16 protein-coding genes are annotated in these 14,954 nt (G+C 60.7%); 7 read left to right on the forward strand and 9 right to left on the reverse strand.

Going from position 1 to position 14,954, the window contains the following annotated elements; translation table 11 throughout:
• A partial coding sequence (locus tag EOC93_RS06810) for a helix-turn-helix domain-containing protein (RefSeq protein WP_281033114.1) occupies positions 1-240 on the forward strand: 240 nt, incomplete at its 5' end.
• Positions 241-328: 88 nt separating this feature from the next.
• On the opposite strand, the gene EOC93_RS06815 is transcribed toward EOC93_RS06810, so the two are convergent.
• From EOC93_RS06815 to EOC93_RS06855, 9 genes are all read right to left on the reverse strand, one after another.
• A complete protein-coding gene (locus EOC93_RS06815) occupies positions 329-832 on the reverse strand; it encodes a DUF1097 domain-containing protein (protein WP_126103113.1) in 504 nt (167 codons plus the stop codon).
• A gap of 233 nt (positions 833-1,065) precedes the next feature.
• Positions 1,066-2,109: an NAD(P)-dependent alcohol dehydrogenase gene (locus EOC93_RS06820; RefSeq protein WP_095486297.1), complete on the reverse strand. Its 1,044-nt coding sequence runs from the start codon at positions 2,107-2,109 to the stop codon at positions 1,066-1,068.
• Between the two features lie 38 nt (positions 2,110-2,147).
• Complete coding sequence (locus EOC93_RS06825) at positions 2,148-3,779, reverse strand: molecular chaperone GroEL (protein ID WP_095486296.1); 1,632 nt, start codon at positions 3,777-3,779, stop codon at positions 2,148-2,150.
• A 76-nt stretch (positions 3,780-3,855) separates the two neighbouring features.
• Positions 3,856-4,653, reverse strand: coding sequence for an iron-sulfur cluster assembly protein (locus EOC93_RS06830; protein WP_095486295.1), 798 nt, complete (start codon positions 4,651-4,653; stop codon positions 3,856-3,858).
• Between the two features lie 5 nt (positions 4,654-4,658).
• Positions 4,659-5,681 carry an amidohydrolase family protein gene (locus tag EOC93_RS06835; RefSeq protein ID WP_127204198.1) on the reverse strand — a complete coding sequence of 341 codons (1,023 nt, stop codon included), beginning with the start codon at positions 5,679-5,681 and terminating at the stop codon, positions 4,659-4,661.
• A 76-nt stretch (positions 5,682-5,757) separates the two neighbouring features.
• The gene (locus EOC93_RS06840) at positions 5,758-6,129 is read right to left on the reverse strand and encodes an MmoB/DmpM family protein (RefSeq protein ID WP_095486293.1); all 372 of its coding nucleotides are present in this window, start codon (positions 6,127-6,129) and stop codon (positions 5,758-5,760) included.
• 17 nt (positions 6,130-6,146) lie between these two features.
• A complete protein-coding gene (locus EOC93_RS06845) occupies positions 6,147-7,205 on the reverse strand; it encodes an aromatic/alkene monooxygenase hydroxylase subunit beta (protein WP_095486292.1) in 1,059 nt (352 codons plus the stop codon).
• A 49-nt stretch (positions 7,206-7,254) separates the two neighbouring features.
• On the reverse strand, positions 7,255-8,316 hold the full coding sequence (locus tag EOC93_RS06850; RefSeq protein ID WP_095486291.1) for a 2Fe-2S iron-sulfur cluster binding domain-containing protein: 1,062 nt from the start codon (positions 8,314-8,316) through the stop codon (positions 7,255-7,257).
• Between the two features lie 51 nt (positions 8,317-8,367).
• Positions 8,368-10,035, reverse strand: a complete 1,668-nt coding sequence (locus EOC93_RS06855; protein WP_095486586.1) for an aromatic/alkene/methane monooxygenase hydroxylase/oxygenase subunit alpha — start codon at positions 10,033-10,035, stop codon at positions 8,368-8,370.
• 571 nt (positions 10,036-10,606) lie between these two features.
• Here EOC93_RS06855 and EOC93_RS06860 point away from each other — a divergent pair.
• The 6 genes from EOC93_RS06860 (at position 10,607) to EOC93_RS06880 (ending at position 14,949) form a co-directional block, all read left to right on the forward strand.
• The gene (locus tag EOC93_RS06860) at positions 10,607-11,059 is read left to right on the forward strand and encodes a hypothetical protein (RefSeq protein WP_126103116.1); all 453 of its coding nucleotides are present in this window, start codon (positions 10,607-10,609) and stop codon (positions 11,057-11,059) included.
• A 34-nt stretch (positions 11,060-11,093) separates the two neighbouring features.
• Positions 11,094-11,405, forward strand: coding sequence for a hypothetical protein (locus EOC93_RS06865; protein WP_127204199.1), 312 nt, complete (start codon positions 11,094-11,096; stop codon positions 11,403-11,405).
• Between the two features lie 14 nt (positions 11,406-11,419).
• On the forward strand, positions 11,420-12,547 hold the full coding sequence (locus EOC93_RS06870; RefSeq protein ID WP_127204200.1) for a WD40 repeat domain-containing protein: 1,128 nt from the start codon (positions 11,420-11,422) through the stop codon (positions 12,545-12,547).
• Between the two features lie 32 nt (positions 12,548-12,579).
• Entirely contained in the window at positions 12,580-12,753 is a 174-nt protein-coding gene (locus tag EOC93_RS34010) for a hypothetical protein (protein ID WP_164547015.1), read from the forward strand.
• Positions 12,754-13,454: 701 nt separating this feature from the next.
• Positions 13,455-14,210, forward strand: coding sequence for an ABC transporter ATP-binding protein (locus EOC93_RS06875; protein WP_095486287.1), 756 nt, complete (start codon positions 13,455-13,457; stop codon positions 14,208-14,210).
• The gene (locus EOC93_RS06880) at positions 14,203-14,949 is read left to right on the forward strand and encodes an ABC transporter ATP-binding protein (RefSeq protein WP_127204201.1); all 747 of its coding nucleotides are present in this window, start codon (positions 14,203-14,205) and stop codon (positions 14,947-14,949) included. Before EOC93_RS06875 ends, EOC93_RS06880 begins: the two co-directional genes overlap by 8 nt.
• Positions 14,950-14,954: the final 5 nt, after the last annotated feature.

Here is a 14,954-nt window from a genome sequence, read left to right on the forward strand (position 1 = left end):
CTTCACAACCTTCCCGAGGAGATCACCGCGTCCGGCTCTGGATCGGAAGCCGGGTCGGACAGCCGTGTACCCGCGCATGAATCGGGAGGCACGCTCGTCGAGGCCGAACGCCAGGCAATGAAGAACGCCTTGGCGGCGGAAGGCGGCAACCTCAGCCGGGTCGCGAAGCGGCTCGGCATCTCCCGGCCAACGCTCTACCGCAAGCTCGACCAATACGGCATCCGGCGCGGTTTCATCTAGGATCAGAGCCTGTCACCGGCACGAAAGAAGCCCGCGGCATTCGCGCCACGGGATTGGGAAAAGTTAATCACTGAAGCGGTAGCGGGGGTTAGATCAGCTTTTCACGACAGCAGCTGTCAGTTTCTCGGAAACGTAGCCGAGACTGTTGCCAATGATCAGCGAAATCACCACAGCCGCCGCGACCTTGCTGATGCCGCTTGGACCCTCGCCATAGGCGGCAGCGCCAAGCAGAAAAAGTGCCGCGGTCGTTGCGTAGCCCATAGACCGCTGATGGAATGGCACTCAGCAATGGCAGCTTGGCAGCGAGAATCAGGATTACGATTGAGACGCCGACGCAAATGCCGGCCGTGAGAGCCGTAACACCTATCGACGTCAGTGCTATCAACGCGCCTGCGGCGCAGATCGCTCCCCAAAGGTTTGCAAGCGCCGAATTCTTGAACCCGGCTTCCTTGCCGCCACAGTGATAGAAACTTCCCCAGCCCACAAATACCGCCCAGATCAGCAGATAGGGGTTGCCTATCGTGATCGCTGCCCACGTTGCAATGCCGCCCATAATGCCGATGACGACGGCCAATCCTGTAATAAGATCCATATTGTCCTCCCATTTTTTCAAACCGCGAAGAAAGAACTCGTTTCAGGACCACGCTTCGCTTACGTCCCGATACGGAAAAGCCAGGGCATCAGCCGCGGCGCTCAGGAAAAACGGCTTGCCGACGCTGGCAAGCAGCCAGACCGGCCTCTTCGGCGACACCGACTCGGAAACGGCGATGTCGGCACGCGGACCAAAACGCCGGGCCTGCTCCGTGCAGGCCCGACCCAGACGCTTCACGGCACGATGACGCCGCGGCCGGTGAACCGGCGGTTCTTGAAATCGTCGAGCGCGGTGTTAATGCTTGCGAGGTTGTATTCAGTGTAATGCATCTTCACCTTGCCATCGGCGTTCAACTCCATCAGTTCGACAAGCTCGGTGAAGTTGCCGACGAGGCTGCCGCCGATGTTGATCTCCTCGATGACCAGATGCGCGGTCGGCACGTTGACCGTGCCGCCATAGCCGACGACGAACAATTGGCCGCCCTTGCGCACCATCTTCCAGCAGATGTTCTCGACACCGAGTTCGCCGACGAAGTCGATGACCACATGGGCGCCGCCGCCGGTGATCTGGCTGACCTCCTCGACGACATTCGGCCCGCCATCGAGGACAAAGTCGGCGCCGAGGTCCTTGGCCAGCACCTGGGCCGCCGGCTCGCGATCGACTGCGATGATGCGGCAACCCGAAATCGCGTGCAGCGATTGCAGCGCGATATGGCCAAGCCCGCCTATGCCGAGCAGGACGCAGTAACTCCCTGGCCTGAGCAACTTCGCGGCGCGTTTGGCGGCGCGGTAGGCAGTGATGCCGGCATCGGCCAGCGGCGCCACCTCGATCGGCGTGACGTTGGCGTTCAGCTTGATCAGCGAACGCTCGCTGGTGATGAAATATTCGGCGAAGCCGCCATTCATGCCAAGGCCGGGAAACTGGCCATTGTCGCAGTACATGTCCTCGCCATGGCGGCAATTGAGGCAGATGCCGCACGAGCGAAACGGGTGACAGATCACCGCGTCGCCGCGCTTGACCGATCTGACGCCGCTGCCGACCTCCTCGACCCAGCCGGCATTCTCGTGGCCCATGATGTAGGGCAACAGCGTGCCTTCGGGGTCCATGGTCGGCTTCCACACACCTTCGATGATGTGAAGGTCGGTGCGGCACAGGCCGGCGGCACCCACCCGCACGATCACCTCGTCGGGAGCAGTGATGGTCGGTGCCTTGACCTCCTCGATCTTGAGTTGGACGTTCATCTGCGGATCGTATTCGTACAGTCTGGCGGCTTTCATGCCTGTGTCCTTTCAACGTCGAGATTGTTCGGATTGCTTCAGGCGCGGCCGAGCTTCTCAGAGCCGCCGCCGCGCGCCGGTCCGGCCGTCGGGTCCTCGTCCTCGGCGAGATGACCAATCAGCGTTTCGGTGGTCAGGATCAGCGTCGCCACCGAAGCTGCGTTGGCGAGTGCTGTGTAGGTGACGCGGACCGGATCGATGATCCCTGCCTCGAACATGTTCTGGTAGCTGCCGACAGAAGCGTTGTAGCCGTAGCCGCCGTTGATGCGCGTGACTTCCGCCACGACTGCCTCGGGATCGGCGCCGGCATTGGCGGCGATACGCCACAGCGGCCGCGACAGCACCGACCGCACTAGTCGCACGCCTTCGGCGACATCGCCGTCGACGCCGGCCGCCACCTTGTCGAGCAGCGGTGCGATCTGGGCAAGCGCCGAGCCGCCACCGGCAACCACGCCCTCTTCGCATGCGGCGCGCACCGCATTCAGCGAATCCTCGATGAGCTGTATGGTTCGCTTCTGCTCGACCGGCGTTACACCGCCGGCATAAAGGATCGCGGTGCCACCAGAGAGCTTGGCCAGGCGTTCGCGCAACTTGTCCTGGTCGATGTTCGGCGGCGAGGCTTCATACTGCCGCTGCACCTGGGCGCGGCGCGATGCGACTGCCGCATGGTCGCCGCCCCCGCGGATGATCGAGGTATAGGATGAACTGGTCTTCACCCGGTCAGCCGTTCCAAGATCGTCGGCGGTGATGTCCTCCAGCCGGCCGCCGAGGTCGCGCGCGATCACCTTGCCGCCGGTGATGATCGCCAGATCCTCCATCATCGCCTTGCGCCAATGGCCATATTCCGGCGGATGGACCACGAGGTATTTTCCCGGTCCGTGCTTGCCGAGCAGAGTTACCACAACTTCCGGCGACATTTCCTCGGACACGATCAGCAGCGGCCGACCGGCCTCGTCGGCAATGCGACGAGCCGCATCCAGCGCCTCAGGCTCCTTGATCTTGAGATCGGTCATCAGGATGTAGGGTCGTTCGAGAACAGCCTCCATCTTCTCTTGATCGGTGACCATGTGGTGCGAAAGATAGCCGCGTTCGAAGGACATGCCCTCGACCACATCCAGCGTGGTCTCGGTCGTCACGCTGAAGTCAGTGGTGATGACGCCTTCGGCCCCTACCCGCTGATGGGCTTCCGCCACCAGCGCGCCAAGCTTGGTATCGGTCGCCGCAATGTTGGCGACCGAAGCGAGAATGCCGTTGCCCTTGGCGGGCTTGGCCGAAGCCTTGAGCGCCGCCACCACCGCTGCCACGGCAAGATCGATGCCCTTGCACAGATCGACGGGTTTCGCGCCTCGTTCATTCGCCTCCACACCGCCCTGGATGAGCGCATTGGCGAGCACGATGGCAGTCGTGGTGCCGTCGCCGGCGACCTCATTGGTCTGCATCGACACTTCGCGCACGACCTGCGCGCCCATGTTTTCGAAACGGTCGTGCAATTCGATCTCGGAGGCAATGCTGACGCCGTCACGGGTCACCATCGGCGTGCCGATCGGCCGGTCGATCATGGCGTTCATGCCTTTGGGGCCGAGTGTCGGCTCGACGGCAGCGGCCAGCCGAAAGACACCACGGGCAAGTGCACGGCGCGCTTCGGAATTGTGAAGCATTATTTTGGGCATGGTTTCTCCTTCCGCCTTACGGGCGGGTTGTTGGTTAGGGGCCTCGTGCGAGGGAGGCCGTTGTTTCAGCTCTGCTTCAGGCGGTCGGCGCGGTTCGTGCCGGCACGCGATCCATGATGAAATCGACCAGCGTCGGTTCGCCGTCGACCACATCCAGTTCCTTGTATCTGGTCTGCTTGAGCCCACGGCACAGCGCGCCGTTGAACTCCATGTTGATGCGCACGCCGCGCAGTTCGGCGAGATGGGCACCGAGCGCCGCAGGTGGTATTTTCTGGCCTTCCCAAGTCACGAAGACAGGATCATCCGCCTGGCGGTCGGGAAAACGCTCAAGCAGAGCCGCCCTGTATCTCGGCTTCTGTTTGGCCGCCTCGCCCGGTTCGAACCGTGCGACGTCATATGCCGGCAGGTCCATGCCGAGGATCTCTCGATCGGTCAGGCCGTGCTGCCGCAGGCCGCGCAGGACCGCCTCCTGGCGCCGCTTGAACGCCTTCATCCTGAAGGTCTCACGCAAGCCGCCAAGATCCTGATCCTCGGCAAGTACGGCGAAGACATCGCCGAATGTCTTGCCGGCTTCCATGCCGCGATTGACCTCTTCCGCGAACATGTGATCGTGCAGCTTGACGCGATAGGCCGGCGCCCAGGAGAGCTGGTCGAGCGCCTTGCGGACGCCGTCCAGCATGAGGAACGCGAAGTTGGGCGAGCACCAGTAGGTCGGCAGGCGGAGGTCGATCTCCACACTGCCATCGCTCGTCATTTCGGCCCGCTCGACGAAGCCCATCTCGGTAATCGGTTCGTCGAGCTCCGGGTCGTTGACCTCACCAAGGCGCCGCCAGAGTTCCTTCTCGCGGTTGCCGGAAACGCTGGCAGTTGCCATGGCCCCTACTCCGCCGCGATGCTGAAGGGCGAACTGGCGAGCGCCGTCTTCTTGGCTTCGACGTCGATGTTGTAGAGACGCGCCGCATTGAGGCCCAGGATCTTCTCCTTGATCTCGTCGGTCAGTTGCACACCGCGTTCGGCGGCGATGTCCTCTGGGATCTGATAGGCCCAGAACTTCTCGACCAGCCAGCGCGGCGTCCAGATCGCGTAGTCGGAACCGAAAAGGATTTTTTCCGGGCCGATCCAGAAAAGCAGTTCGGCGATGACCTCGCCGAAATAGCGCGGGCGCGAATGGATGAAGGGCAGCGCTACCGCAAGCCCACCATAGACGTTGGTTTCTTGCGTTGCGATCCAGCAGAAATCGTCGAGGCGCGGCAGGCCGCAATGCTCGATGATCCAGTTGAGGCCCTGGAAGTCAGTCGCCGCATGGTCGACGTCATGCACGTCGAACGCATCCTTGCTGAGCGGCAGGATTGTCGGCCCTTTGTGGACATGGATATTCCTGATGCCGAGTTTGTCGCAGAGTTCGAAGCATTTGTAGGCATCGGGATCCGTGAGCTTCCAGCCCTTGGAAGCCCCGTTCCATTCGGCCGTGTACATCTTCACGCCCTTGACGTCGTAGGTCTCCTTGAGGAAGTGGATGTACTCAAGCGCCTTCTCACCATCGCGCGGATCGAAGGCGCCGTTGACGATGAACCGTTCGGGATAGAGCTTGGCCACCTCGGCGTTGCGCTCGATCGTGTTGAAGCCGTTCTTGTAGAAGTCCTTGAGATAGGTCGACTGGACGATCGCCACATCATCGGGGCCGTCGATGAACAGGTCGCGATAGAGATCGTCGGCGCTGTACTTCTCGAACTTGCTCTTCTCCCACAGCTGGTCCTTGGGGCTCAGCCCGGTGTGATAGGCATAGAAGCACTCGATGAACTGCTTGCCGTGGATATTTTTCTGGTTCTCCGGGCTGCCGTCCCAGAAATGGGTATGGCCATCGACAATGAAAATATCCTTGCCTTCTGGTGTTCTAAACATTTCTACCTCCACAAGATGTGCGATTGATCGGTTCGGCGCGCCGCAGCCAGGCGGCGCGCCTGATTTTCTGGAGCGTCTATTCGATGTATTCGAACATCTCATCCATGTTGCCGAACAGGATCACGGTGTTGTCGTCGATGCGCACCATCCGTCCGTAGTGGGTCGAGCTGTTGACCTCGAAGGTTTCCGCCGTCATCTCGCGGCCGAGATATTCGCTGATCTCGTCCATCTTGAAGATCAGCTTGCCGGTGCCATCGATGCGGATCATCGCCGGTTGGTAGGTGACCGTTACGTTCGGCTTCAGGCCCATGAATTCAGCGATGGCCCTGGCTTCCACCGAGTCGTTCATGGTGACGCCGCACTGGTGCGAAATCGTCTGTTCGAAGGTGATGTCCTTCATCGACCTGAAAATGTTGGATTGCGATGCGTCGCGTGCTGCAGTTGACATGACAGTTTCTCCCTGTGTCAGCGCTTGAGGCCAAGTTCGCCGAGTATCTGATCAATCCGTTCCTCGGACTTGGCACGGACATCCGAGAAAGCGACCGGCTTTGAATGCGGCATCGACCAGATCGGCTGCAGGCCGATGGCTGCCTTGTCGGCGAGCGCGCCGTGCTTCTTGACCCAGCCCTGGAAGAGCTTCTTGTTCGCCGCGCCATGCTTCTCGTCGTTGGCGAGCATGTGCATGAGGTCGATCGTGTTGGCGAGATTGCGCTCGTAGTCGGCCTCGGCTGCCGAGATCACCGCAGGCGTGATGAAGTCGTGGTTTGCGGCGGCGATCTGCATCAGGAAGCCTGAGCGGAATGCTTCCCCGACCAGCGGTTCGAAGACGATGTTGATGGCGAAGTACTGTTCGAGATAGTCGGTCGCGCCCATGATGGTCTCGACCGCTTCGCGGGTGCCTTGCCAGTTGTTGTCCTCGAGCCAGGCCGTCTTGCCGAGTTCGTCGTCCCAGCCGGGAAGGTCCATGCCGATCTCGGCAAGGTAGAGCGTGATGTCCTGGGCAAGCCGCAGCTTGTAAGACGAGTTGGTCAGCGTGGCGTTGTTGATCATCTGGGTGTAGCCGTAGCGCTGCGCCTGCATCAACGAGGTGCCGAGCCCGAATTCGGCGTGCTTCCAGGCGCCGAGCTGCGTCTGCAGAATCTTGATCCAGGCCTTGTCGAATGTCTTAGGCGCCCCCGACTTGCGGGCGTTGTTGATGACGCTCTGTACCATCGTCTCGATTTTCGACTGGCGTTGGTAGTGCGTGCGTTCCCACTCCTGATCGGGGGCGCGGAAGGCATGCCAGTTGGAGCTCTGAGCGGCGGTGTTCTGCTTGACATAAGCGCCCTTGCCGTCGGCAAAAGAGATGATCCAGTCCTGGATCAGGTAACGCTCCGGGTCAGGCTGCACGTCGACTGTCATGTCCTCATAGTGGGTGGCGCGCTGGCCCTTCGGGTCGAAATACCGGTACTTCCGGCTGTCGGAGTCGGCAAAGATCGCCGCGCCGGCGGCTCCGGACCCGACTGAACTCGAGGTAGCTGGCATAGTCTTCACTCCCTTGTTGCAGTTGTGGTTGCAGTTGCGTTGCCGCCCCTCAGTGGGCCGGTGTTGCACCTGCCGATGTGGTGAACTTGTCGAAGAAGATCCGCTCCGTCTCGAACCCGTTCATGAACAGAACCGGCTGAAGCGCATCGATCATCGGTGGCGGGCCACAGGCATGGACATCGCCCTGTCCGTCGACCGCCAATTGCTTGAGCTTGGCGTCGACACTCTGGTGCACGAAACCGCGTTCGCCTTCCCATTCGGCGTCGTCTGTCGCGTGCGACAGCACGGGAATGAAAGTGACATCCGAATGCTGACCGATCAGCTCGGCGATCCTGTCGAGATAGAACAGGTCGTTGCGCGTCCTGGCACCGTAGAAGAAATAGACAGGGCGTTTCTCGCCGCTCTTCAGATGGTCGTTGAGGATCGACCAGATCGGCGACATGCCCGATCCGGCGCCGACCAGGATCAGGGGTCCTTGCCGTTCGTCGCGTCGGAAACAGGTTCCGTAGGGTCCGACGACGGTGACTTCGGCTCCGAGCTTGATTCCTCCGGAATCGAGTTCTCCGGAGAACTTTCCCTCGGGGTATTTTTTGATGATGAAGCAGAGTTTTTGGGTTTGGTCCGGCGTATTTGCCATGGAGAACGAGCGCGTAATCGTCTCCCCCTTTTCCGTGGTAACCGTGATGTCGACATATTGCCCCGCCCAGAACTTTATCGGCGAGCCGAGTTCGATCTCGATGCCGCGAATGTCGTGGGTCAGGTGCTCGATCAGAGCAATCCGGCCCTTGAACGTCTTCACGGCGATCGCTTTCGCCAAAATCTCCTCGTCGTAGTTGAGAAGCTCGACTTCCAGATCGGAGTAGGCGATGCAGCGGCACAAAAGGACGTGGCCGCTCTCCTTCTCCATGTCGTTCAGTGCGAAGGTCGAGTATTTGAGCATGTCGACTTCGCCATCGAGCAACACGCTTTTGCAGGCCGAGCATTGCCCTTCCTTGCAGCCGTGCGGCAGGGCGATGCCCTGGCGGAAAGCGGCGTTGAGCACCGTCTCGCCATGCTCGACGTCGAATTCGACGCCGACTGGGCTGAGCCTGACCGTGTGGGTTTCCGACATACGGACCTCCAATGAAAGAGAGGGCGGGACGAACCCGCCCCCTTGGCCTGATCAGTTGCAGGGATTGATGGTGAAGCCCTTGGCGTAGTCTGCCAGGTGCTGCGCGCGTCCTTCCGGCGTCATGCCGCGGAGCGCGTTCAACGGCGATCCCAGCGTGTTGCCGCGCACGTCGTCCAACGTCCACATCTCCTTGTCGTCGAAGCGCATATGCGGCTGCGGTACGAGCGTCTTGCCATCGGAGCGGACGAAGTTCAGGTCCTTGATGGCATCGGCCAAATCCCAGCCGTCATAGAGCGTCTCCCATTCGCGCTTGCCGCTGAAGCGGCCCATCGCGGGTGTCGGACGGCCCTCATACTCGTCGGCGAAGGCCACGGTCGCGGTCCACTTGTCGAGTTCGTGGGCGAAGGTGTGCAACTGGCCGTCGATCTCGCCGACCACCATGTCTTCGCGGATCAGGCAGGGAACAAGGCAGGACCAGCAGCGGTGTGGATAGACGTAGCCCACGTCGCTGTTGAAGAGCAGCACCTTCTCGCCCTTGTGGCTAAGCTTGGCGTACCATTTCCAGAAATCGCCGAACTCGGCATACCAGCCCGGATACTTATGCTCGAACCACTCGAAGTCCTTGTCGGTCTGGGCTTCGATACGCCAGAAATTGACCGGCCAGCCGACCGCGAAGAACTGTCCGACCTTGTGGACGTAGTTCTTCTTGGTGATGCGTTCCCAGGCCGCCTGGACGTCGTCGTGATGGACCTTGATGCCGTATTTCTCGAGCGGCAGCATGTAGGTGCGGTAGTAGTCCTCATAGATCCAGCGGTGCCACATTTCCGCGTAGGACTCCTTGTTCTTGTCGCGGTTGGTGGTGCCGTATTCGATGAAGGTGCCGATGGCTGCATCGACGATCGCGTGGTTTTGCCAGAAGGCGTAGCGCAGGTCGCGCTCGAGCAGCAGGTGGTTTTCCGGCTCCTTGAGCGCCGCCATCAGCAGCGAATGGCCATTGCCGATATGCCGGCTCTCATCGGACTGGACCGACAAAAAAACGGTCGGCAGCGCATAGTCGCCGTTACGGGCGGCTTCCGAAGGCATGGCGACAAACAGCGTGTTGGTGAAGGCGGTCTCGGCGACCACGGTCAGGTACATGCAGGCGGCGGTCATGGTGTCGCCGGTGATGAAGCCTTCCGCGAACTGCCGGCCGATGGTCGTGGCGTAGCATTTTCCGAAGGCTTCCTCGGTGATGTCGAAGCCGGCCGGATCGATGTAGTTTTCCATGTACCATTTCTTCAGGTTCATCTGGATCGTCGAGTGGCGGAACTCGTCGATCATCTGCATGGTGAAGCCGGTTCTGAGCTCCTCGCCCGGCGCGATACGGGCGACCATCGCCATCGAGCGGGCAGCAGAAATTTCCGGGAACGGAATGATCGCAAGGAAGAGTTTCATCCACTCGACCCAGCGCGGTTCCACATTGCGGAACATGTCGCCGCGCAACGCCGCGTCGAGCGCACCGTAGACACGATTGTCCTTCTCTTCCTGCATCGGGAAGTAGGATCGCAGAACCTGTTTCATCGGGTCGCGCGGCGTCTTGTTGATCTTGTAGTCCGTCGGAAACGTCATCGCTTCCTGGACGTAGGAAGGGTTCCAGCCGAGATCGGCAATCTTCTTGGTTGCCTCGCCCACGGAGATTCCGCGTTGCGAGGTAATCTTGTTGAGCGTCAGAGACGTCATGGTCATAAGCCTCCACCAGGTTTGAGCCGCAGGTCCCTTGACCCCGGCATGAAGCGGCGGCACAGCACCGCCAGTGAGAATGCGAGCGGCACGACAAAGGGTTGCGCATCAGGCGCGACTCATGGTCCGGCCGTTCAAGTGGATCGCGGCAAAGGTGTTAGGCGGCTGGCAGGGCCCGCGGCGCCAACCGCATGTGCGATGGCGTATCGAAGCGGACGTGACTTGTCCCTGCTTCCTCCGTTCCTTCGTTCTTTTGGCACCGCGTCAAAGCGCGATGGGCTTCTTGTGGAAATGTACAAAGCAAGCGCCGTGCCAATTTGAAAATAGCACCCCATGGCAAGGGCTCAAAACAAAATCGCTGCTCTTTCGGCATACGGGCAGATAGCCAAATGTAACGTTATTTTACATTTGTAACGTACGCCTGTAATATCTAATATCTATTCGCAATTGCAATACGTCTAGTTCGCAGATGCAGCAAGTTCGAAAACAAATATCATCTATTCAATTCTTCGTCTTTCTCTACTATTTGAAGGCGACGGCCCATGGACGGGCCTCGCGCTGGAGAGAGACCGTGCCGAACGATAAAGACAGCCGAAGACCGCCCGAGCCAATGTCCAGCCAAGCCGATGGCGTCACCGGCGAACTTGTCAGGCTGATGCCCCGCGATCTGGTCTTTGTGATGCGCTTCATGGGCGAGAGCCAACATCGCCTCCAGAGCCACTTCCAGGACTTCATCCGGGCCGAGCTTGCCGCCGGCGGCGTCACCACGGAAACGCATCCGATGATCCATCTGTTCATCGAGAACCACGCGATTCTGTTGCGGGAATTCGTGTTTTCCGGCGTTTCGCTGTCACGCCAGTTCCGCGTCGACGAGATCGAGCGCCTCACCGGCGATACGACTTCGATGATCCGGGTCGACATCTGGGATCAGCTCAAGAGCCACATCGAAACGGCTGAAAGACAGTTCCATTCGCAGGCCGGAACATTGCCCAAATTGCTGTCGGCTTTCGAAAAGCCAGCCTGACCGATGGCTGGGCGAAAAATGACAGGAGGACCCGATGGGCCAAACTACCAGGCGTGACGCGTTGCTCGCCCGCCGGCTCGATCTCGTCGCCAACGTCTCCGCGCTCACTGCCGAGGCGCTGCGGCTCAATCAGAAACGCGCCGGTATCGAGATGGAAGTGCTGCGCCTGGAACTCGAAATCGGCAGGAACGGCGTCAGCGCGCAACTGGTGCGGGACTTGCATGAAGCGCAGGAGAGAGCCGCGGCAGTCATGCACGAATGCGCGGCATGTGAGGACAGCATCGTCGCCGCGGAAGGTGACGTCGAGGACGTCGATCGCAGCCTCGCGGCGACGGATGGAAACTGACGAAGGGAATCGCCATGAACCAGCACGCGATACAGAACCTGACCTTGTTCGACCTGCTGGCGAGAAGCTGGCGTCGTCCGTCGGCGATCGCCGATCTGCGCTTTAGCGCCGATGACTCGACTGTCGCCTTCGCCTGCGTCGATGGAACGGTCGCCATAGCCGCGGTCGCCGACCAGGAACCGCCGCAGTCGCGGATCAGGGTGAGCGGCGATCTCGGCCAGACGACGATCCGCCCAAGGGAAAAATTTCCGTTGCCATTGATAGCCACTGCTGTGTTGGGAGATGGCGACGTTCCGCTCGCCAACTACCTTTCCTCCGGCTTCCTCGTTGGAACGGCGGCTGGCGAAGCGGTGCATCTGGCCGCGGACGGCAATGTGATGGAGACGCTGGTCAAGATCGACGGGCCGGTCGTCGCCGTCGACCACAGCCCCCGCACAGCCATCACAGCCGTCAGCAACGGGCAGGATGTCTTCCTGGCACGAGGCCAAGGCGATGCCGTGCGACTGCGACACGGTACGACACCGTCCACGGATGCGCTTGCCTTTTCGCCAGGCGGAAGGCGCCTCGCCCATAGCCTGGACGACGGATTGTCGATCTGGATGGTCGATGGCGACACCACCCTGATACGCGATATCGCCTTTTCAGCGCGTCCGATATCGATCCGCTGGAGTGGCGACGGCACCTGGCTGGCCTGTGGGCTCGAAGCCGGAGGCTTTGCCCTGGTGTGCATAGCCGATGGCCGCACTTGCATTATCGCGGGATTTCCATCCCCGGTCCGCACGGTGTGCTGGAGCCTGCCGGAGAATGCGCTGTTTGCATCGGGCGCCTTCCGGATCGCCGGCTGGTCGATGACCGCGCCGCCACTTGACGGCGAAATCTCCGGCGCGCTGGAGACTGGTCGCGCCGGGCTGGTTCCGGTCGAGACAGTGGCTGCGCACCCGGAGAAAAAACTGATTGCGGCCGGCTATGCCAACGGTCGGATCACCATCGCCCAGATCGGCGCGCGGGACGAACTCCTCGTCAGACCCCTGGGCAGCGCGGTGACCGCGCTTGCCTGGTCCAGTGACGGACAGCACCTGGCGGTGGGCACCGTCGACGGCACCGCCGCGATCGTCACCTTTCCCGCGTCGATGTTCAAATAACAAAGGCAGGCCGCATGCAACAGGAGCACCAAATGCAAACCGAACCCACCCCCGAGGACGAGAGCAAGGACGAATTTTTCGACCGGCTCGCCAAACTGTCGGAAGAAATGGTGGCCAAGCATGGCAAGGATTTCAGTATGGGAGCATTGGTGCTTGCCGCCCGCTGGATTGCCGAAAACCGTGTCGGCCAGTTGAAGACCAACTAGGCTCCTGACCAACCAGTTTCGCTCGTAAGCCATAGCTTCGAAGGAGCTTCAGGCGAGGCCATGGCTTGCGGGCGTCTTGATTGCGAGACACTCGCTGACTCCCAACACGCCATGCCCGCGCGCTACATTCCATATCAATGGAATTTATATCTTAGTTACGGATCACGTAGCGCACTTGGATTTGATAACGTCGAGCCCTTTCCTGCGGCCAATGTCGCACGATCGGTAATGGGCTTGATGCTGATAGGCGCGTGACCGCAGCCGTGCTGTCCAAGGCCCACATCGCACGATCGCCAGCGACTGAGCTGGATTTGCTACGTTTTCGACATTGATGCTGCGGCGGTGCAGGCGAACGATCCGAACCAGAAGGCTCTCAATGGCATCATTGGACTTAACCCCGCACTAGCGCGTCGCGGATGAGATCGGGATATCGAGGTTGACTGCGGTCAATTTGCCTCCCGATCGGATGTGATACCAACCGCTCGCCAGCTTCTCCAGGCAATCCTGTGCCAAGGACAGTGACTGAGCGTTTCACGAAGTTCGAGCCTTCTGAAAAATTGCAGCCTTGACGCGATGTGCATTAGGTCGTTTGTTGCGGGTGGGAGTGCCACGGGAGGAAACCATGGAAGTCACCCTGGGGGCGGACAGCCTCGCAGCGCGGTTCCACGTTTCACGCCGATGACGGGCGAAGGCTCCCGCGCATGAATTCCGGAGCGATCCTCGAAGCAGTGGGATTGACTAAGGAATTTAAGGGTTTCGTCGCTGTCAATAATGTCGACCTGACGGTCGAGCGAGGATCGATCCACGCGCTGATCGGCCCCAACGGCGCAGGCAAGACGACCCTCTTCAACTTGCTGACCAAATTCCTCCAGCCGACGCGCGGCGCAATCCGCTACCAGGGCCGGGATATCACCAGGATGCAGCCAGCCGACATCGCGCGGCTGGGCCTTGTGCGCTCCTTCCAGATATCGGCGGTGTTTCCGCACATGACGGCACTGGAGAATGTCCGCATCGCGCTGCAGCGCCGGCGCGGCGACAGTTTCGATTTCTGGCGTTCCGAGAAACTGCTGTCCACATTCAATAGCGAGGCCGCGGCTCTTCTCGCCGATGTCGGCCTGACCGAGTTTTCCGATATCCGCGCTAGCGATCTGTCCTACGGCCGCAAGCGCGCGCTTGAGATCGCGACGACGCTGGCGCTGAACCCTGAAATGCTGCTGCTCGACGAGCCTATGGCCGGCATGGCGCAAGAAGACATCGAGCGGATCTCGGCGCTGATCCGGCGCATCTCCAAGAACCGCACTATTTTGATGGTTGAGCACAATCTGTCGGTCGTAGCCTCGCTGTCGAACCGCATCACCGTGCTCGCGCGCGGCAAAGTCCTCGCCGAAGGCGACTATGCCGCGGTTTCCAAAGATCCGCGTGTTATCGAAGCCTATATCGGGGCCGGACATGTCTGAAGTTGGACTTACGAGCAGGCCGGCTGCTGCCCCCTCGGAGAGACCCCTCCTGCGTGTCGATGGCCTGCAGGGCTGGTACGGCGAGAGCCATGTGCTTCACGGCCTGAGTTTCGAGGTTGGCGAAGGTGAAGTGGTGACGCTGCTCGGCCGCAACGGCGCCGGCAAGACGACGACGCTGAAGGCGGTCATGGGCATCCTGTCCAGGCGCTCGGGATCGGTCACCTACGACGGCCGGGAGATGATCAAGCTGCCGTCGCGGTTGATCGCACGGATGGGCATCGCCTACTGCCCGGAGGAGCGCGCAATCTTCTCAAGCCTCTCGGTCGAGGAGAATTTAATGCTGCCGCCGCAGGTGCGCCCCGGCGGGCTCACCGTCGAGCAGATTTTCGAGCTCTTCCCGCACCTGAAGGAGCGGCTTTCGAGCCAAGGCACCAAGCTTTCGGGCGGCGAGCAGCAGATGCTGGCCATCGGCCGGATCTTGCGGACGGGCGCGAAGCTCTTGCTGCTCGACGAGCCGACCGAGGGGCTTGCGCCCGTCATCGTGCAGCAGATCGGCCGCACCATTGCCCGGCTCAAGGACGAGGGATTCACGATCGTGCTCGTCGAACAGAATTTTCATTTCGCCGCATTGGTCGCGGACCGTCATTACGTGGTGGAGCAGGGGCGCGTGATCGACATGATTCCTAACCGCGAACTCGACGCCAACATTGACAAGCTGCACGCCTATCTCGGTGTCTGAGACAG

This window comes from Mesorhizobium sp. M6A.T.Ce.TU.002.03.1.1 (genome assembly GCF_003997275.1).
GTDB classification, from domain to species: Bacteria; Pseudomonadota; Alphaproteobacteria; order Rhizobiales; family Rhizobiaceae; genus Mesorhizobium; species Mesorhizobium mediterraneum.